We start from the raw sequence: 18,783 nt of genomic DNA on the forward strand, positions 1-18,783 counted from the left end.
CAATTATAGTGCGGCGAATACCTATACTTTTACTCCGGCAGGACCAATAGTAGGAGGAATAGGATTGATTTCGGGAATGGTTATCGGGACTTCGTATACGGTCACTTCAAACAATGGAAGTTGTACTTCGGGAGCTTCGGCACCGTTCAGTAATGCAGCGGTATTGGTAACCCCGGCAGTTCCAACGATAAGCAGTACAGCACCGACTTGCTTGGCCGCAGGTACCAGCAGTATCAGCAATTATAGTGCGGCGAATACCTACACCTTTAGCCCGGCAGGACCGATAGTCGATATTACAGGATTTATTTCCGGCATGATTATAGGCACTTCTTATACAGTAACGACAACCAACGGCAGCTGTACCTCGGGAGTTTCGGTATCCTTTAGCAATGCACCTGCATTGACCCCTGTAATTCCGACAACAAACACTACAGTACCAACCTGTCAGGCTACCGGAACAAGTACGATCAGCAATTACAATGCAGCCAATATGTATACTTTTATCCCGACAGGACCGACAGTGGATGGGACAGGCTTGATTTCCGGCATGATTACAGGCGTTTCTTATACAGTAACGACAACCAACGGCAGTTGTACTTCGGGAGCTTCGGCACCGTTCAGTAATGCACCTGTATTGGAAACTCCGGCAGCTCCAATAACAGCAGATCCTACTCAGCCAGCATGTCCTTTGATTACAGGAAGTGTAGTATTGAGTGACTTGCCGTCAGGAAACTGGACTATCAATCCTGGAGGAATAACAGGCAATACCGCTACAGTAGATGTGACAGGACTGGCTTCGGGGACTTATAACTTTACGGTAACTAATGAGGCAGGTTGTACTTCATTACCTTCAGCAACTGTTGTCATTGATGATATTGTATGCCTGGAATGTCAGGATGAGGTGAAAGTATTCAATGCGGTGTCTCCAGGAATAACAGATGGACTTAATGATTTCTTTTATATACAGGCCTTGGATGATTTTATCTGTTATCCTACAAATACAGTGCAGATTTACAACCGTTGGGGAGTATTAGTATTTGAACGCAATCAATATACAAATGATGTCAACAGAGGTTTTGTCGGGATGTCCGAAGGACGGGTAACAGTCAGCAAAAACCAGAAATTGCCGGAAGGAACGTATTTCTATATCATCAATTATACAGACAAAAGAGGGAATGCTTTTAATTTAAATGGCTACCTGGAATTGAAATGGAATTAAAATGAGAAATTAATTTGTCACTGCTTTACTAAAAAGAATCAGATATTTTAAAAAGGACCCTATTAAATTGCCTTGGTTGTATCAGGAGACAGATGCAAAAAGCGTGGTTTGAAAGGGAGATTTGACAGAGCCTTAAAAAAAGATAAAAATCCTTTCCTATGAAAACAAGAATTATACTATTGCTGATTATGTTACTATCCGTTGTGACGTATGCGCAAAATAGAGAGCAATTTACTCAATATATGTACAATACAGTGGTTGTTAATCCCGCCTATGCAGGCTCAAGACCCGCAATAAGTATTTTTGCTTTGCACCGCAACCAATGGGTAGGACTCGATGGAGCACCCGTGACCAATTCATTTTCTGTAAATGCGCCAATCAATGGAAGCAATATAGGCGTAGGATTGTCAGTAGTGAATGATAAAATCGGGGTTTCAGAAGAGAATGATATTTCTGTTGATTTCTCGTATACTATTCCGGTTAATGAAAATTATAAATTGGCTTTTGGACTTAAAGGAGGCATCAATATACTGAATGCCGATTTTACTAAACTTACCCAACAAGCTGGAGATCCGGTTTTTCAAAATAATATTGACCATAAGCTTTCTCCAAACATAGGAGTAGGATTCTATTTGTATTCAGATAAAAGCTATCTGGGATTATCGGCTCCTTACCTGATAAAAACCGATCATTATGTTCAAAAAACAGCTGTAAGTACCATTGTTACGTCCAAAATTAATTACTTATTGATTGCAGGTCACGTATTTGACGTAAGTCCTGATGTACAATTCAAACCCTCTTTGTTAACCAAGTACGCGCCAGGTGCACCATTGCAAGTGGATGTATCCGCCAATTTCCTGATAAATCAAAAATTTGTAGGCGGTTTGGCTTACCGATGGAGCGCGGCTTTAAGTGGTATGGTAGGTTTTCAGGCCAGTAATTCCTGGTTCATTGGATACAGTTATGACTTGGATACAACATCATTAGGAAACTATAATTCGGGATCCCACGAAATATTTTTACGTTACGAAATATTCAATAAATTCAATAAAATAATTTCTCCTAGATTTTTCTAAACCAGCACGAAATATGAAAATCAAAACCTTTCTTTATAGTACAATTTTTAGTATCCTGGCTTTACAAAGCTATGGGCAAAAAACCAGAGTGGAAGCCGCCAACAAGAAGTACGACCGATATGGTTATGTAGATGCCATTGCTACTTATGAGCGTGTGGCCGAAAAAGGATACAAAGACGAAAAGATGTTTCAAAAGCTAGGCAATGCCTATTATTTTAATGCGGAACTGGACAAAGCCGGGAAATGGTACAAGGAACTTTTTGCCATGAATCAGGAGCAGGAAGCAGAATATTATTACCGTTATGCACAAACCCTGAAATCGATAGGGGATTATGAGAAAGCGGATAAGATGATGGATGAATTTAATAAGAGGTCAGGGAATGATCAACGGGCAAAATTGTACGCTAAGCAAAAAAACTACCTCGAAGAAATCAAGGCCAACTCACGCAGTTATGAAGTTTCCGATGCAGGAATCAACTCAAAATACTCGGATTATGGAAGCTCTTTCTGGAACAACAAGCTGGTATTTGCCTCAGCACGTGATACGGCAGGGGTTTTCAAAAAGGTATTCAAATGGACCAACCAATCCTATACCAACCTGTACAGCGCAGAAATAAAACCGTCCGGCGGAATGGGTAAACCAGAGCGTTTCAGTACAGTCATCAATTCCAAGTTCCATGAATCGACACCAATATTTACCAAAGATGGCCAAACCATGTATTTCACCAGAAATAACTACCTGAATGGTAAAAAAGGCAAAGATGCTGAAAATTCGACCTTGCTAAAGTTATACAAAGCAGTATTGCAGCAGGGTAAATGGGCAAATGTGACCGAATTGCCATTTAACAGCAATGAGTACAGTGTAGCACATCCTACCTTGAGCGTAGATGAAAAAATACTTTATTTTGCCTCTGATATGCCGGGAACATTAGGACAATCGGATTTGTTTAGTGTCAAAATCAATAACGACGGCAGTTTTGGAGATCCGGTAAATTTAGGAAAAACCATCAATACCGAAGGACGTGAAACATTTCCCTTTATATCTGCGGATAACGAACTGTATTTTGCCAGTGACGGTCATCCCGGACTTGGAGGACTGGATGTATTTGTGTCTAAAATAGGGAACGGTAACCGTTTTGAAGAAGTAAAAAATATCGGGGAACCCATCAATGGGCCTCAGGATGATTTTGCTCTTTTGATAGACAGCAAAAGCCAGAGCGGTTTTTTTAGTTCTAATCGAAAAGATGGTCAGGGATATGATGATATTTACCGTTTCAATGAGGTACGTCCGGTAGTGGTATGCGAACAATCCTTATCGGGAACCATTACAGATCAGGAAACGCGGGTAGTGTTACCCGGTTCAAAAGTAAGTTTGTTTACGGAACAGTTTGAACTGGTAGCAGAGACGATTGCCAATGAAAAAGGGATTTTTACTTTTGAAGTTGAGTGCGGAAAAACCTATTATGTAAGAGCGGAAAAAGAAGAATACGAAACCAAGGAAGGAAAAATCACAATAGAAAATACTTCAGGAAAATCAGAATTATCCCTGCAGTTAGAGCAACGAATGAAACCGATAGGAGAAGGGACCGATCTGGCAAAAACCTTAAATATACCCATTATCTATTTCGATTTGGACAAATCGTTTATCCGTCCTGATGCTGCTTTTGAGTTAGAGAAAATATTTGCTGTACTGCAACAATATCCAAAGATGCAAATAGAGATACGTTCCCATACCGACAGCAGACAGACACATCAATACAATCAGGGTTTGTCAGACAGAAGAGCAAAATCGACTATGGTATGGCTCATACAAAACGGTATAGCTGCCGGTAGGTTAACAGCAAAAGGTTATGGTGAAACCCAGTTGGTAAACCAATGTGCTGATGGCGTAAAATGCAGTGAAGCCGAACATCAGGCCAATAGGAGAAGTGAGTTTGTTATTATCCGTATGGAATGATTTAATGAAAAACGAAGCAGATGTGCAGACAAAAAGCGGATAAAAAGTTAAACCCATGCTAAGTCAGCCTATCCAGTCAGGCCCAATTAAACGAAACAAGCCAATGCAACCCCTAGAATTATCATGGAGATTTTGGCGATATTGAATTTATGGCCTTCGCTGCTTTCAAAAATAATGGTCGACGAAATATGGAACAGGATACCGATAACGACAGCGGTGATTTCGGTATAATATTCGTTCAGAACGGGGAAACTGTCGGATACCAATGTTCCTAAGGGAGTCATCACGGCAAAAGTCAGCATAAATAAGAACAGGGCGATTTTATTTAATTCGGCGCCCAGAAAAAAAGTGGTCAGGATAATGGCAATAGGCAAGTGGTGGATGGCAATTCCTATGGCCAAATCATGGTGGTGGCCAACAGGGAAACCTTCCAATAGCGCATGAAGGCACAAACTGATAAAAAGTGCCCATGGAATGTGATTCATTTTATCGTGCCCATGTACATGGCCGTGTTCTGCGCCTTTGGAGAAAAACTCGAGTATGATCTGGAATAAAATCCCGACCATAATATAAATTCCAACACTGTGATTGTGGCTTTCGTAAATTTCCGGAAGCAAATGAATTACGGTTAATGATAACAAAAATGACCCGCTGAATGCCAGCAGTAGTTTTAAGTTTTTCTTTCCTTTTGGCTTTAATGAAATAGCAATAAAATAACCTAAAAGTACCGAAAGTAAGGGTAAAATGTAATTCATTATTTAAAAATCATGATTAAGCGTTCCGATTCGTTTTTGTAAAATTTCCGTAATTTATAATCTCCAAAAACATCCAGAAGGTAGATACCTGCTTCTTCCATCATAGTTTCAAAATCAGGTAATGTAATTGCCTGTACCTTTTCTGTGAAACAGAATTTTTGCCCGTTGTCTTCAAAATCGATTTCTTTGTAAATATGATGGTCTTTTACATAACGTTTGATATGAAAATCAATACCATCGACAGTTTTGATTTCTTCGGGCACCAGATTTTTGATTACAAAATCGGCATTTAGGAAATCAATTACTGCAAAGCCGTATTCTGTCAGACTGTCTTTGATGGCAGTTAATGTCTTCAGATTATCCCTGTCACATTCAAAATAACCGAAGCTGGTAAACAAATTGAAAACGGCATCGTATTTTTCTTCAAAAGGAATACGCATGTCATGTACTTTGAAATGCAGTTTTTCATTGGATGATTTAGAGGCTTCGGCAATACTGTTTTCGGATAAATCGGCACCGGTAACATCATAACCCAATTGGTTCAGGTAAATGGAGTGACGTCCTTTTCCGCACGCTAAATCTAAAATTTTGGCTTCTTCCGGCAGGTTTAAATAATGCGTCAGATTGTCCATAAAAGCATGAGCTTCGGCATCGTTTCGGTCTTTGTATAAAATATGATAATAGGGTGTGTCAAACCATGAGGCAAACCAGTTTTCACAAGCTGGCTGTCCGTTATTGGTTTGTGGATTATGCTCTTCTGACATTTATTAAAGTTCAAATGGATTCTATTCTTGCAAATTTAACGTATTTTTGCAGAAAATTACACAGAGTTCTCTAGAGATTCAAAGTTTTAAGGCGGAAAATACACTAAGCCTTTCGGTTGAACTCAAAGAGGCGGAATATTTATTTATGGAACAGAATTTTAAGATGATTGCCAAGACTTTTTTTGGCTTTGAAGAGATATTAGCAAAAGAACTGCAACAGTTGGGTGCTCAGGACGTTGAGATTGGTACCAGAATGGTCAGTTTTGCAGGAGACAAAGGTTTTATGTACAAAGCCAATTTGTCTTTACGTACCGCATTGAAGATTTTAAAACCGATTTATTACTTCAGGGCGAACAATGAGCAGAGTTTGTATAAAGGAATTCAAGGTATTGACTGGTCGAAATATCTGAATTCCAAACGTACGTTTGTGATTGACACGACTGTGCATTCGGATAATTTTAAGCACACTCAATTTGTGGCTCAAAAGAGTAAAGATGCGATTGTAGATCAGTTTAAGGCTAAATTTGGAGAAAGACCGAGTGTAGATAAGGATTTTCCGGATTTGCGCATTAACATCCATATTGACAGAGATCAATGTTCGGTATCGTTAGACAGTTCAGGGGCTTCTCTGCACCAGAGAGGATACAAAACGGCTACCAATATTGCACCTATTAACGAAGTATTGGCTGCTGGAATGTTATTGCTTTCCGGTTGGGACGGAAGTTCGGATTTCCTGGATCCGATGTGTGGTTCAGGGACTATTTTGGCGGAAGCAGCCATGATTGCCTGTAATATTCCGGCGAACATCAACAGAAAAGAATTTGCTTTTGAGAAATGGAACGATTGGGATAACGAATTGTTTGATCAGATTATGAATTCGCTGATGAAAAAAACAAGAGAGTTCCATTATACCATTAAAGGATATGACAAAGCTCCAAGTGCTGTGATGAAAGCTAAAGACAATATGCGTAATGCCAATCTTGATGAGTACATTACGATTTCAGAACAAAACTTTTTTGATACCCAAAAGGAAAATCAAGGCCCGTTGCATATGGTTTTTAATCCTCCGTACGGAGAACGTCTGGATATTCATCTGGAGCGCTTTTACAGGGAAATTGGAGACACTCTGAAACAGAATTATCCCAATACAAATGCCTGGTTTATCACAGCAAATCTGGAAGCATTGAAATATGTAGGATTGAAGCCTTCCCGAAAAATCAAGCTTTTTAACGGAAGTCTGGAAGCTCGTTTGGTTAAATATGAAATGTATGAAGGAAGTAAGAGAACTAAATTCCAGATTTCAGATGGGAGGGATTTGTAACTGAAACAAATGCTGTCTGTAATTTACAGTCAGTTCAGCACTTCATAATTCACAATTTATCATTTATACGATGTCAAAAAAAACAAAAGCATTCATTTATAATTTTATCGGTTTTGCCATTATCTTTTTTAGTGCGAGATATGTTTTAGGAATCTATACCCATATGCAAGGGTATTGGTTGCCTATTACTGCGTTTGTCATAGGAACAATTCTTGCCCCGAAATTTCAGACCGTTCAGACAAGTCAGGGAGAAAAGCTGTTTATGAAGTGGTTATTCATTAAAGGATTTAAAGAAATCAAATAACTGAGGGCCAAAATATTCTGGCCCATCAAGTCTTACTTTTAGATTATCCTGCTGTGTTGGAATTAGGATTGTTGTTTATGGTTAAATTAACCGGAGGTGCTGTCGTTGCAGTTGTTTTTACCTGTTCTTCTTTTTTGCCAGTACCTCTTAACTGTACTATTTTTTGCAATAAATCAAACCAAAAAGGAGCTCCAAGACATATTCCGAAGGCGAGTAACAAAAAACCAATCATTTTTCTGCCCTGAAAGGAAGCGTCCAATATGTAGCACACTTTTAGTTTGAACCAATGCTTGTCGTATAAAGCTGCAATAGCTTCCTGATTATAATAAACAGCACTGTCTTTGTAGGTTTTCGGCGGATTGGGATCGTCTTTTTTTATGGTGATTACCAAATTCGTTATTTCGGGACCGTATTTTTTGTAAATGGCAGTGCTATCCTTTTTAAAGCCATAATCTCCCCAGCCTAAAGCCAAGAGGTTATTGGCATCTTTAATATCACCGTTTAGTTCCGCTTTGATGTTTTCTACTTCATTTGTATACGTTTGATTTGAAATACTGTCTGTGTTCTTGGTTAGATTAGGGGTACTATTTTGTACTCTGGGATCGTCTTTTAGCGTATCGACCTCACTTAAGGCGATTTGAACCAGTTTGCTCCGGGCATCTTTATCGGTGCTTAATTTTCCTGAAATGGCTAAAATATCTACGTTAAAGCTGATAGCGATTATAATTCCTAAATAGAATAAAGTAAACTGTACCTGTCTTTTGTACCAGCCGCTGATTCTGCTCATGCTGTCTTCAAACCATGTTTGTATCTGTTGGGTGAATGTTGTAATTTCCTGATCGCTTTTTTCGAGATATAAGCCAAAAATCTGTAAGGTTTCCTGATCGATGTATATTCCTTTTTCCTTGAATTCTTCCTTTAGGCTTTCGTCATTGACGCTTTGCAGGTATTGAACCAGATAATTTATTTTGGTGATTACCGGTAATGAATTAAAATCAGGAGATGTCGGATCATTGACTTTTATATAGGCTTCAATAGCCGCTTTATGGTTATAAACATAGTCTTTCAATACCTCAATTAAAATATCCGAGAAAGTTTCTTTGGAAAGATAAGAGGGTATTGAAAATCTGTTGGTGCATCCGTAATTCTTTATAAGCGGGTGGTCGTAGAAATGATTGCCTAATTTTCCTTTTTCCTTTGGCTTATAGCCAACCAATAAAAACAAAAATTCTTTGCACGTATTTCCAATGCTTTTCACGGTATTGTCCAAAATCCATTTTTTATGTTTCGAACTGGACAGCATGCCATCGATAATCCCTTTTTTTAGCATTCTTGCTCTTAGTGCAAACAATGTTGCTATGGCTTCATTTATAGAAGTAGCCAGGAGACTGTACAATAAAAATATAAAAATTAAACCGATTGCGGTATCTAATACTGGAGAGTTGATCATAGGTTGCCTGAATTTATATATAGGAGGTTAAGGAGCAATCTCCCTGAAATAAAGCCATAATAGTTTTTAAACAAAAGCTATAATGACTTTACTTAAAGGATAACAAAAATTTGGGGCGCGTAAATTTAATAAATAAAGTAGTACATTTTATACATGCCATTATTTTATTTTAAACTAAAAACCCGAAACTGATTCAGTTCCGGGTTTTTTTTATTTTTTGCTTTTATACAAAGGAATAAAATAGCTTAAAGTGTAATTCCATCCTACGCCAAATTTTCCGTCGTACGTCCTGTTAAATCCGGGAATGTATAAGTTGTCGAAGTTTTCCGGTTTCTTATTCGAAACCAGGTAATTTAACCTGGCGCTGAAACCGCCGTACAGATTGTTAAACAGTTTTACTTTCATTCCTGCAACCACTTCAATCCATTGGGCAGATAATCCGCTGTACTTTGTGCCTGCTGCAACTGGAGGAGCTTCAGGGAAATAGGTTGATGTATTGTATACTTTGTAACTGTTCAGTTCCTGACTGAAAGAACTTACGCCATAGCGAAGGCCTACATGGATCATGTTTTCCATATCGAGCCAGTTTTCATACGAATTATGGTCAAAACCAACTTTGAAATAAGTTCCTTTAGTGGTAAAGTTTACCCTGTCATCATCAGTTGTTTTGTTTTCGTTACCCAATTCGCCTGCAATGTATATTTTCTTTGTCAGACGGTAATCGCCAACTAATTCCAGTCCTTTATAGTCTTTCTCATAGAAAGTCCGGGTTATTTTTGATAAATCGACACCCAAACGCAATCCATAACGCTGGATTTTCGGAGTTACAGTATCTTTCTTCTTATCTTGGGCAAAAGCACCTGTCGATAAGAGCAATAGCAGAATATTAAAAGAAAATCTTAACATGAACTTCATCTTCGTTAGCAATGTTATATTTTTGAATTACAATTTGTTTAATCCAGTTATTGGCATCCGGTGTAAGGTTGATACCGCCAGGATTGTTAAGTGTGTAAAGGGTTTTGTAGCCACAGGCCCTTGACACAAAAACATCGTTTCGGGTATAATTTATCTCTAAATTGTCTGTGTTTCGAAGCGATGGAATTGGATTTTCAGCATCTAATATGAAACTGAACTTTGTGATATCCTCAGTCGTTTTCAGTGGAACTTCAATTTTACTCACTCCATCAAACAGCATACCTTCGGTGAATCCATCAGCCACAATACCAAGATCTGTCACCGCTTTTTTGACTGTCGAATTATTATTGTCATAAAACTCCACAATCATTTTTGGCGTAACCGGAGTTACAGGATCACAGATGTCATCTTTTTCGCAGTTCCATAAAATGAATGCGGTTGTTAAAAGAAAGGTAAACAGGACTAATTTTTTCATGTATTTCCGAATCAAAAATCGTTATCGTTTTTCCAAAAGTACAACATTTTCCACATGATGTGTTTGTGGGAACATATCTACAGGACGCACACGGGTTACTTTGTACATTTCGTCCATTAAAGCCAAATCACGTGCCTGTGTCGCCGAATTACAGCTTACATACACAACTTTTTCAGGAGCAATGTTCAGAATTTGTTTTACAACATCAGCATGCATTCCGTCACGAGGCGGATCAGTAATGATAACATCCGGATGTCCGTGGGTTTTGATAAAGCTTTCGTTGAACACATTTTTCATGTCTCCCACAAAGAACTCACAATTGGTAATGTTATTGCGTCTGGCATTTTCTTTGGCGTCAGCAATTGCTTCAGGAACAGCCTCTACACCAATAACTTTTCCGGCTTGTTTTGAAACGAATTGTGCGATAGTTCCTGTTCCGGTATACAAGTCATAAACCAGTTCATTTCCTGTTAATCCCGCAAATTCGCGTGTTATTTTGTATAATTCATAAGCCTGAGCCGAATTTGTCTGATAAAACGATTTGGCATTAATACTGAAACTAAGACCTTCCATTTCTTCCAAAATATAATCACGGCCTTTGAATAATTTTACCTCCTGATCGTAAATTGTATCGTTTGGTTTTCCGTTGATTACGTATTGTAACGAAGTGATTTGAGGAAATGTGGCTGCCAAGTGATTTAAAATCAATTCCCGCTGTGTTTTATTTTCTTCGAAAAACTGAATCAGCACCATGATTTCTCCAGTGGAAGCCGTACGAATCATTAAAGTACGCAATAAACCTTCATGGTTTCTGGGATTGAAAAAAGGCAAATCATTTTCCAAAGCAAAACGTCTTATTTCATTACGGATAGCATTGGAAGGATCTTCCTGTAAATGACATTTGGTAATATCAAGAATCTTATCCCACATTTTCGGGATATGGAAACCCAACGCATTTTTATCGTTTAATTCTTCTTCGCTTTTTATTTCAGCTTCGGTCATCCAACGCGCATTAGAAAAACCAAATTCCATTTTATTTCGGTAAAAAAACTGTCTTTCAGAACCCAATATAGGCTCAAATTCCGGCATTTCAATTTTTCCGATACGTTTTAAATTATTGTACACCTCGTTGTTTTTGTAAAACAACTGCTGGTCGTACTTCATATTCTGCCATTTACATCCTCCGCAAACACCGAAATGCTCACAGATTGGTTCTGTTCTGTGTTCAGAATATTCGTGGAATTTAACTGCTTTTCCTTCATAATACGCTTTTCGCTTTTTGAAAGTCTGCACATCAACGACATCGCCCGGAACGACATTCGAAATAAAAATTACTTTTCCATCAGGAGCCTTTGCCACTGAAACGCCTTTTGCACCCGCATCAAGGACTTTTACCGTATCAAAAACGATTTTGTCTGTATTCTTTCTTCCCATGCGGCAAAGATAGTAAATTGAAGCAGGAAATGCGATGTGTAAAATACGAAGAAATAAATATTGTTTTTTGTTCCAATATTCGAATCTTAAAATACAGTCTCAATCAAAATGTTGTAAGTAGTAACTGTTACGTTAATTAAAGTCTAATTAACAAATTTTTAATAAGTAAATAAATGGGAAGCAACTAGTTTAGTACTTATTAATTTTAAAAGAAATTACTTTGAAATCAATTTTACTGGGTCTGTTTTTTCTTTTTTCAGGACTTAATGTTGCGGCACAGAATACAATTATTGTTGGAAAAGTGCTATCGGATGTAGTTCCGATTGCCGGTGTTGAAATCATTAATTTAAGAAGTAAAACTGTCGATGTCAGTAATGAGAATGGCGAATTTTCTATTTCGGTTACCAGTAATGATACGTTGCGATTTTATGCAAAAGAATTTACTATAAAGGATTACGTCATACATAAAGAAGATTTTTCTTTGACGAATTGGGTTGTTCAGCTAGTTAAAAAACCAATTGAATTGGAAGAAGTTGAAATAAAAAATTCCCCCAAATTTAAAGTTGACGTTAGTTATGAATCATTAAGTGCAATAAAAATCGGAAAGGAGCAATCCAGGCCACAGCCTCTTGGTGTTTACACAGGTGAAATTCCTAACGGGATGGATTTTGGAGAGATTGGAAGAAAAATTAAAAATTTGATTTTTAAAAAAAACAAGGATAATAAAAAGGAAATTGAAAGTGTTAATTTTAAGGATTATGTTGCCGCTAATTTTTTGACTGATTTTTTTGTAAAACAATTGAACTTAAAAGCAGAAGAAGTTGATTTATTTATCGATTTTTGTAATGCAGATGAAAAAGCCAAAACTGTTGTTTCACAAAATGGAATTCTGGATGTCATGCAGTTTTTGCTTAGAAAAAGGGATGAATTTATAACTAAATAATTGTAAATAATGTATACGCATTTAGCGCTTCTTCGCGGAATCAATGTTTCCGGGCATAATATGATTAAAATGGACGCTTTAAAAAGTGCGTTGGAAAATATTGGTTTCCGAAATGTGGTTACCTATATTCAATCCGGGAATGTTTTTGTGGATTCTGAAGAAGAAAACGGGCCTAGCGTAGGATTTCAGATCAGACAAGAGATTTTTAAGGCTTTTGGCCATGAAGTCCCGGTGATTGTTATCGGAAAAGAAGACCTAGAAGCCTGTTTGAAAAACTGTTTGTATATAAAAGAACCCGAAGCAGACACTAAAAAAGTATATACTGCTTTTATTTCCAAAGAATTGGATGCAGGAGCGATGAATGATTTGAAAATCAGCCAGTTTAAACCTGACGAAGCCAGTATTGACGGCAGCCGGATTTATATAAAATATGCGGTAGGAGCGGGGAAAACAAGATTGGATCAGAAATACATAGAGAAAAAATTAAATGTAACGGCAACCATTCGGAATTGGAATACCGTTACAAATTTACTTTCTATGTTTGAAGACAGAAACCTTTAATTAAAGGAAAACCTTCTTAATAATTAGCTTCAGCTGTAGGGTTATTTAACGTTTTAAGAAACGAAACCAAGTCTTGTATTTCTGTTTTAGTCAGATTAAGTTTGTCTGAAGGTAAAGTCTGGTTTTCGATTGGAATCCCAATTCCGGCTCCACCACCAAGATTATAAAAATTGATAACTTCTTCTAAAGTCTGATATACTCCGTTATGCATATACGGAAAAGTGATGGCGCTGTTTCTGACTGTTGGCGTTTTGAATGCGTGTTTTTTCAAAGGAGCATTGGTGATTGAAAATTCTCCCAAATCGCTATCGATAACCGCATTATGAACCGTATTTTGAGAAGGAACTCCCAAAACTTCACTTTCCGTTTCGCTATATAAAGGTGGCACACTTCCGTTGAATAAAGGGAAAGCATGACATGTAGCACATTTGGCTTTCCCCATAAAAACATTAAATCCGTTTTTCTCACTTTGGCTGAGTTGCGCTTTGCCTCTGAGGTATTGGTCGAATTTGGATTTTAATTCCGATAAAGAGCGGATATAGCTTGCCATCGATTTGAGCAGGTTTTGCTCGGTAATTTCTTTTTCTTTTGGAAAAACAATATTGAAATTAGCCAGATACGAACTGTTTTTCTTTATTTTTTGTAAAGCAGAAGCAAAACTGCCGTGCATTTCATCTTTGTTATTGATGACCATTTTTGCCTGATCTTCCAAGTACATTACACGACCGTCTAAAAATTGCACATTCTGATAAGCCGAATTTAATAATGTTGGCGTATTTCTTGAATTCGACTTTCCGTTAACCGCTTTGATTTTATGATCTGCATAAGCTTGATCCGGAATATGGCAGGTTGCGCATGAAACGGTATGGTCTCCACTCAGGATAGGGTCAAAAAACAGTTTTTCGCCTAAGGCAATTTGGGCTTCGGTTGGTTTTTTATTGTAACCGGGCGCAAAATAATCAGGATTGAAAGCACCTTCTTCAAAAATATTCTGCTTTTCGAAATCAATTGCATTAGTATAGCGATTGTTTTTTATTTTCAGCTTTTGCTGGATTTTGTACATTTCATTGGAAATAGGAATGCAATAATCCATAATAAAATCAGCTCTGTTAAACGCATTGAAATCCTGATTTTTATCGAGATAAGCAATTGTTTTTTCTAAGATTACAGAAAATGTTCCTTCTTTAGAAAAAGTAGTAATTACTTCGGAAATACTTTCAATAGTTGCTTTCGCTTCTGGGATGGAATGAAGAGCTATTGGGGAATCAAAGCCGGAAATACCTAAGCTCATCATACGAACTATTTGAAGTTTCTGGGCTTCAAAGATATTGCTGTCAGAGAGTTCGATATTTTCGATATTGCTTTTCAGGGACTGACAGAAACCATTTAGGATGCCAATTTGTTTTTTAAGTTCATCTGTATCTGTTTCATCTGAAAACAAAAGTTCTTCTACCTTTTGAAAGCCGGTAGCGTATTCAATTTTACGGCTGGTTTCTTCAATATCGTTTTTATCAATCGCGGCGCCATTAATGTTTTTGGCAGTTTCAGGAAAGTAAAAAGCAATAAAACTTTCTATTTTCTTATACTTCAGCCGTGTTTTTTTAAACGCCGCCTGAATTATTTTGACATCTGAATTGCTTTGCGCCAAACTATCCAGTGTTTTGGAGTTTTTGGCAAACAAAGTATAATTCTGTACCAGAGCCTGCTTGGTTTTTTCGGTAGGAGTAAGATTATTATACTCTTTATTTTTGCAGGCTAATGACAATAGGGTAAGCAAAAGCAGTGCAATAATTTTTCTCATAGTAATATATTAAAAATTAGGAATGCGAAAAATCACATTCCTAAATTAGTTGAATTCAGAAATTATTTGATTATCTAGGCAATCCTTTGATTAAAATAACCTGGCTTCCCTGGTTTTCGCTAGGACGTATTGTACCGCCATCGACTCCTTTGAAAGCATCGGTTTTCCATGAATGTGATTGAATGGAAAGCATGAAAGTGTCAGGAACTCCTATAGTTTCCGAAACATCAATCAATGCGCCGTATTCCCAAGAACCAAAAGCAGATCCGGAGCTTAAAAATTTATTTCCAGGTTCGTTACGTTTGTGATCCAATTCAAAAACCACTTTTAATTCTTTTGTTGCGATATTGTACTGGTAGATGTAAGCATCGTGAGTTTCGTCACCGTATCCGTTAGAATCTTCCTGAAGGTATACAAAGTTTTTCGTCACGCAGATGTTATCCACATTCTGGAATTGTTTTGCTTTTCCAATTCTGTTATCACCATCTAAAATCAATGTTAATTGACCACTTAGCGGATTATTTGCATCCAGTTCCAATTTGTAAACACGACCGTATTTTGATCTTGAATTGTCTGCATTCGGACCTGAATTATCCTGACCGGTTACATTGAAGTAAACTTCTCTTTCTTTACCACCTTCTTTTCTGTAATCTATGTCTTCCACACGGCCGAAAACTATAGCATTCGCTGCCTGAGCCGCTTGGTTGTTCTGCAATCCGGTGTTTGTTTTAGCATCTGTAATTTCGACAAATTGAACAGGATACGAAGTGCCTTCGGTCATTGTTCTTTCGTTAGTCACGTTATCCGTTCTTTTGATTACATATACTTTTCCGTTGTTTAAATCGCCAATAGCGCTTTTGTATAGTACCAATTGACCTCCATAAGTTCCTGAATCGTCATCTCCTAATAAAACTACAGTTTGACCTGAATACGCCTGCTTTGGCAACGGAACGGCATTTTCTGCACTCCATCTTCCAAATCCTATGATAGGTCTTGGCGTACTGTTGTTGGCTTTAGTATCGTATGGAGTTAATCCTATTACTTGTGATTCGCTGCTGCTTTCTCCTGCAGTCAGGAAAATAGGGCCGAACCCGTGAATTTCAGGAGTAACCAATGTAGCAGAACATAATCTGTTTCCTGAACCATTTGAATTTAAGATATATTCACCGGCTACAGGTTTGAATTTTTGATTGAACTTGATTTTAGAAACCGCGAAATTATCTTCGTTGTTGACTAAAAAAGTAAAAGTACCATCATTATTTTTGAACAGACCTGAACCATCAGCCGAACCTCCAAAAACATACCCCGGTGTTTCTGTAAAAGTGTCCTCACTAGAGAATAAAGCAAATGTCTGAAGCGAAGTAAAGCCTGTCATTGGTTTAATAAAGGCCGGTGTAATGGAATAATTTTTTAATTCAACGGAATTGCTATCTTCCTCATTGGAAGAATTGTCATCAGAATTACATGAAATCATGGCTGAAATCATGGCAATGCTTAAAATACTGTTTGTAATTTTCATTTTGCTGTTTGTTTGATTTATTAAGGGCAAACTTAAAACCTGCATGTTATTATAAAACAGCAGAAATATTTTATAATTGTTATCATTAATTGTAAGAAAAGGTATAAAAGTTAAAGCAACGTTAGAAAATTGTTAGTTGTGTTTTATAACCTGAGATTCCGTTAAGTATATCATAAATAGACAAACTTATACCCGTAATATTTCACGTTTACACATAGAATTATTATCTTGCGCGTCATTAAAATAGATTTTTGTTTAAAATTTAAATGCTCAATGATGTCAGTAGTAGAAAAAATGAGTTCAGCCGAAGTAATTGCTTTAGAAAATAAATATGGAGCACACAATTATCACCCGCTTCCTGTTGTTTTAAGCAGAGGAGAAGGAGTATATGTTTGGGATGTAGAAGGGAAGAAGTATTATGATTTTCTGTCGGCTTATTCGGCGGTAAACCAAGGGCATTGCCATCCGAAAATTGTTGGCGCAATGGTTGAGCAGGCGCAGACACTGACACTTACATCACGTGCTTTTTATAACGACAAATTAGGAGTTTACGAAGAATTCGTAACCAAATATTTCGGTTTTGATAAAGTATTGCCAATGAATACAGGTGCTGAAGCAGTTGAAACGGCTTTAAAACTATGTAGAAAATGGGCTTACGAGAAAAAGGGTATCGATGAAAATGAAGCACAGATTATTGTTTGTGATGGAAATTTTCATGGAAGAACAACAACGATCATCTCATTTTCAAATGATGAAAATGCACGTAAAAACTTCGGACCTTATACTGCAGGGTTTATAAAAATTGCTTACGATGATTTGGATGCTTTGGAAAAAGCTATTACTTCTTCAAAAAACATTGCAGGTTTCCTTGTAGAACCAATTCAGGGAGAAGCGGGAGTTTATGTGCCTTCTGAAGGTTATCTGGCAAAAGCCAAAGCGCTTTGTGAAGCACATAATGTATTGTTTATTGCTGATGAAGTACAGACAGGAATTGCCCGTACAGGAAAATTATTAGCAGTTCATCACGAAAATGTGCAGCCGGATATTTTAATTCTTGGTAAAGCATTGTCCGGCGGAGCTTATCCTGTTTCGGCCGTTTTAGCTAACGATGCCATTATGAATGTAATTAAGCCGGGTCAACACGGTTCGACTTTTGGAGGAAATCCGATTGCTGCTGCAGTAGCTATTGCGGCACTGGAAGTGGTTACTGATGAAAAACTGGCTGAAAATGCAGAAAGACTTGGGAAAATTTTCCGTTTGGAATTAGATAAATACATTCAAACATCAAGCATTGCAACGCTGGTTCGCGGTAAAGGATTGTTAAATGCAGTTGTCATCAACGATACGGAAGAAAGCGATACAGCTTGGAATATCTGCATGGCTTTGCGTGATAACGGATTGCTGGCTAAGCCGACGCATGGCAATATTATCCGCTTCGCTCCGCCTTTGGTTATGAATGAGGAGCAATTGCTGGACTGTGTTTCGATTATCATAAAAACGCTGAAACAATTCGAAAAATAAAAAAATAAAAAACCGTCTCTTTCTTAAAATCGAGACGGTTTTTTTATGATGTAAAAATGGGATTATTATTGCCCCATTAATTCTCTCATTTTCTGTTCCATTAAAGCAGGATCCTGAAAGGCTTCCATGCCAAAGGTTGCGATAATAAAAAGTACAAACATTAAATACAGAGCACCTAAAACGATTCCGATAATACACAGAATTTTACCGGTTTTGATATTATTGTAATTGCTATACAGTGTTGGGTTTTCGTTATAAAGCTGTGTGTCTTTTTTTGCTAAATACAATCCGACAACTCCCAGAAGTACGCTTATAATTCCGTAGCAGCAGCAGGAAAGGATTGAGACGATTCCCATTACAAGTACGACAGTTGCATTAGGTAGTTTTTGAGATTGACTTTCAAAGTTTGAAAAATTGTTCTGATCCATGAAATTGGTGTTTGGTTAAAAATGAGTTTGTTTATAAATATAGGAAATAATCATAATTACGGCGTTTACGATAGCCAGAGAAACCATTAATTTATGATAGTTTCTCGATTTATCGATAAAATGAAGCCCTGTAATGACAAAAAAGGGAATTAGGGTATAGATAGCAGGAAACATGCAGAAAGCTTCTGTAAATTCGCCTTTCAGAACCAGAAGTAATGCCCTTTGTGTACCACAGCCCGGACAATCTACTCCAAAAAGCGATTTGTTCATACAAGGAATCATGTAGTCTTCAATCTTCATATAGCAATTTTACAAAAAAAAAAGTTTTTTTCAAATGAAA

Annotated in this window: 18 protein-coding genes; 8 read left to right on the plus strand and 10 right to left on the minus strand. The window is 37.4% G+C overall.

The window, feature by feature from the left end:
- From ACRDEC_RS14675 to ACRDEC_RS14685, 3 genes are all read left to right on the plus strand, one after another.
- A partial coding sequence (locus tag ACRDEC_RS14675) for a gliding motility-associated C-terminal domain-containing protein (RefSeq protein ID WP_431499112.1) occupies window positions 1-1,219 on the plus strand: 1,219 nt, incomplete at its 5' end.
- 158 nt (window positions 1,220-1,377) lie between these two features.
- Entirely contained in the window at window positions 1,378-2,295 is a 918-nt protein-coding gene (locus ACRDEC_RS14680; protein WP_431499113.1) for a PorP/SprF family type IX secretion system membrane protein, read from the plus strand.
- A 13-nt stretch (window positions 2,296-2,308) separates the two neighbouring features.
- Window positions 2,309-4,252 (plus strand): OmpA family protein, encoded by a 1,944-nt coding sequence (locus tag ACRDEC_RS14685; protein WP_431499114.1) that lies wholly within the window; start codon window positions 2,309-2,311, stop codon window positions 4,250-4,252.
- 86 nt (window positions 4,253-4,338) lie between these two features.
- Here the strand turns inward: ACRDEC_RS14685 and ACRDEC_RS14690 are convergent, their stop codons facing one another.
- Window positions 4,339-5,007 (minus strand): ZIP family metal transporter, encoded by a 669-nt coding sequence (locus ACRDEC_RS14690; protein ID WP_431499115.1) that lies wholly within the window; start codon window positions 5,005-5,007, stop codon window positions 4,339-4,341.
- Complete coding sequence (locus ACRDEC_RS14695; protein ID WP_431499116.1) at window positions 5,007-5,771, minus strand: class I SAM-dependent methyltransferase; 765 nt, start codon at window positions 5,769-5,771, stop codon at window positions 5,007-5,009. Before ACRDEC_RS14695 ends, ACRDEC_RS14690 begins: the two co-directional genes overlap by 1 nt.
- Before the next feature lie 145 nt (window positions 5,772-5,916).
- On the opposite strand from ACRDEC_RS14695, the gene ACRDEC_RS14700 reads away from it, so the two are divergent.
- Complete coding sequence (locus ACRDEC_RS14700) at window positions 5,917-7,092, plus strand: THUMP domain-containing class I SAM-dependent RNA methyltransferase (RefSeq protein WP_431499145.1); 1,176 nt, start codon at window positions 5,917-5,919, stop codon at window positions 7,090-7,092.
- A 70-nt stretch (window positions 7,093-7,162) separates the two neighbouring features.
- Window positions 7,163-7,396: a hypothetical protein gene (locus ACRDEC_RS14705; protein WP_431499117.1), complete on the plus strand. Its 234-nt coding sequence runs from the start codon at window positions 7,163-7,165 to the stop codon at window positions 7,394-7,396.
- Between the two features lie 43 nt (window positions 7,397-7,439).
- Here ACRDEC_RS14705 and ACRDEC_RS14710 read toward each other — a convergent pair whose 3' ends face one another.
- The 4 genes from ACRDEC_RS14710 to rlmD form a co-directional block, all read right to left on the minus strand.
- On the minus strand, window positions 7,440-8,846 hold the full coding sequence (locus ACRDEC_RS14710) for a hypothetical protein (RefSeq protein WP_431499118.1): 1,407 nt from the start codon (window positions 8,844-8,846) through the stop codon (window positions 7,440-7,442).
- A gap of 210 nt (window positions 8,847-9,056) precedes the next feature.
- Entirely contained in the window at window positions 9,057-9,752 is a 696-nt protein-coding gene (locus tag ACRDEC_RS14715) for a DUF6048 family protein (protein WP_431499119.1), read from the minus strand.
- Window positions 9,733-10,236, minus strand: a complete 504-nt coding sequence (locus ACRDEC_RS14720) for a DUF6452 family protein (protein WP_431499120.1) — start codon at window positions 10,234-10,236, stop codon at window positions 9,733-9,735. The genes ACRDEC_RS14715 and ACRDEC_RS14720 overlap by 20 nt, the downstream gene beginning before the upstream one ends.
- A 21-nt stretch (window positions 10,237-10,257) precedes the next feature.
- Window positions 10,258-11,670: a 23S rRNA (uracil(1939)-C(5))-methyltransferase RlmD gene (gene rlmD, locus ACRDEC_RS14725; protein WP_431499121.1), complete on the minus strand. Its 1,413-nt coding sequence runs from the start codon at window positions 11,668-11,670 to the stop codon at window positions 10,258-10,260.
- Window positions 11,671-11,890: 220 nt separating this feature from the next.
- Here rlmD and ACRDEC_RS14730 point away from each other — a divergent pair, with 220 nt between their 5' ends.
- Together ACRDEC_RS14730 and ACRDEC_RS14735 are read left to right on the plus strand one after the other, a co-directional pair.
- Entirely contained in the window at window positions 11,891-12,613 is a 723-nt protein-coding gene (locus tag ACRDEC_RS14730) for a hypothetical protein (protein ID WP_431499122.1), read from the plus strand.
- 9 nt (window positions 12,614-12,622) lie between these two features.
- Window positions 12,623-13,174, plus strand: coding sequence for a DUF1697 domain-containing protein (locus ACRDEC_RS14735; protein ID WP_431499123.1), 552 nt, complete (start codon window positions 12,623-12,625; stop codon window positions 13,172-13,174).
- 16 nt (window positions 13,175-13,190) lie between these two features.
- Here ACRDEC_RS14735 and ACRDEC_RS14740 read toward each other — a convergent pair whose 3' ends face one another.
- Window positions 13,191-14,975 (minus strand): cytochrome-c peroxidase, encoded by a 1,785-nt coding sequence (locus ACRDEC_RS14740; protein WP_431499124.1) that lies wholly within the window; start codon window positions 14,973-14,975, stop codon window positions 13,191-13,193.
- 70 nt (window positions 14,976-15,045) lie between these two features.
- Window positions 15,046-16,494, minus strand: coding sequence for a hypothetical protein (locus ACRDEC_RS14745; RefSeq protein ID WP_431499125.1), 1,449 nt, complete (start codon window positions 16,492-16,494; stop codon window positions 15,046-15,048).
- A 276-nt stretch (window positions 16,495-16,770) separates the two neighbouring features.
- Here ACRDEC_RS14745 and rocD point away from each other — a divergent pair, with 276 nt between their 5' ends.
- Window positions 16,771-18,015: an ornithine--oxo-acid transaminase gene (rocD, locus tag ACRDEC_RS14750; RefSeq protein ID WP_431499146.1), complete on the plus strand. Its 1,245-nt coding sequence runs from the start codon at window positions 16,771-16,773 to the stop codon at window positions 18,013-18,015.
- Window positions 18,016-18,080: 65 nt separating this feature from the next.
- Here the strand turns inward: rocD and ACRDEC_RS14755 are convergent, their stop codons facing one another.
- Both ACRDEC_RS14755 and ACRDEC_RS14760 read right to left on the minus strand, forming a co-directional pair.
- Complete coding sequence (locus ACRDEC_RS14755; protein ID WP_431499126.1) at window positions 18,081-18,443, minus strand: CCC motif membrane protein; 363 nt, start codon at window positions 18,441-18,443, stop codon at window positions 18,081-18,083.
- A gap of 15 nt (window positions 18,444-18,458) precedes the next feature.
- Window positions 18,459-18,743, minus strand: coding sequence for a DUF2752 domain-containing protein (locus ACRDEC_RS14760; RefSeq protein WP_431499127.1), 285 nt, complete (start codon window positions 18,741-18,743; stop codon window positions 18,459-18,461).
- Window positions 18,744-18,783: the final 40 nt, after the last annotated feature.

It is taken from the genome of Flavobacterium sp. (assembly GCF_050696275.1).
In the GTDB taxonomy this organism is placed as follows: domain Bacteria; phylum Bacteroidota; class Bacteroidia; order Flavobacteriales; family Flavobacteriaceae; genus Flavobacterium.

Bases quoted from the DNA above. Each gene is read 5' to 3' on its own strand.
- ACRDEC_RS14700 (WP_431499145.1), top strand. From the start codon at position 5,917: ATGGAACAGAATTTTAAGATGATTGCCAAGACTTTTTTTGGCTTTGAA.
- ACRDEC_RS14760 (WP_431499127.1), bottom strand. From the start codon at position 18,743: ATGAAGATTGAAGACTACATGATTCCTTGTATGAACAAATCGCTTTTT.
- ACRDEC_RS14745 (WP_431499125.1), bottom strand. From the start codon at position 16,494: ATGAAAATTACAAACAGTATTTTAAGCATTGCCATGATTTCAGCCATG.
- ACRDEC_RS14685 (WP_431499114.1), top strand. From the start codon at position 2,309: ATGAAAATCAAAACCTTTCTTTATAGTACAATTTTTAGTATCCTGGCT.
- ACRDEC_RS14705 (WP_431499117.1), top strand. From the start codon at position 7,163: ATGTCAAAAAAAACAAAAGCATTCATTTATAATTTTATCGGTTTTGCC.
- rocD (WP_431499146.1), top strand. From the start codon at position 16,771: ATGTCAGTAGTAGAAAAAATGAGTTCAGCCGAAGTAATTGCTTTAGAA.
- ACRDEC_RS14715 (WP_431499119.1), bottom strand. From the start codon at position 9,752: ATGTTAAGATTTTCTTTTAATATTCTGCTATTGCTCTTATCGACAGGT.
- ACRDEC_RS14740 (WP_431499124.1), bottom strand. From the start codon at position 14,975: ATGAGAAAAATTATTGCACTGCTTTTGCTTACCCTATTGTCATTAGCC.
- ACRDEC_RS14755 (WP_431499126.1), bottom strand. From the start codon at position 18,443: ATGGATCAGAACAATTTTTCAAACTTTGAAAGTCAATCTCAAAAACTA.
- ACRDEC_RS14735 (WP_431499123.1), top strand. From the start codon at position 12,623: ATGTATACGCATTTAGCGCTTCTTCGCGGAATCAATGTTTCCGGGCAT.
- ACRDEC_RS14690 (WP_431499115.1), bottom strand. From the start codon at position 5,007: ATGAATTACATTTTACCCTTACTTTCGGTACTTTTAGGTTATTTTATT.
- ACRDEC_RS14695 (WP_431499116.1), bottom strand. From the start codon at position 5,771: ATGTCAGAAGAGCATAATCCACAAACCAATAACGGACAGCCAGCTTGT.
- rlmD (WP_431499121.1), bottom strand. From the start codon at position 11,670: ATGGGAAGAAAGAATACAGACAAAATCGTTTTTGATACGGTAAAAGTC.
- ACRDEC_RS14680 (WP_431499113.1), top strand. From the start codon at position 1,378: ATGAAAACAAGAATTATACTATTGCTGATTATGTTACTATCCGTTGTG.
- ACRDEC_RS14710 (WP_431499118.1), bottom strand. From the start codon at position 8,846: ATGATCAACTCTCCAGTATTAGATACCGCAATCGGTTTAATTTTTATA.
- ACRDEC_RS14720 (WP_431499120.1), bottom strand. From the start codon at position 10,236: ATGAAAAAATTAGTCCTGTTTACCTTTCTTTTAACAACCGCATTCATT.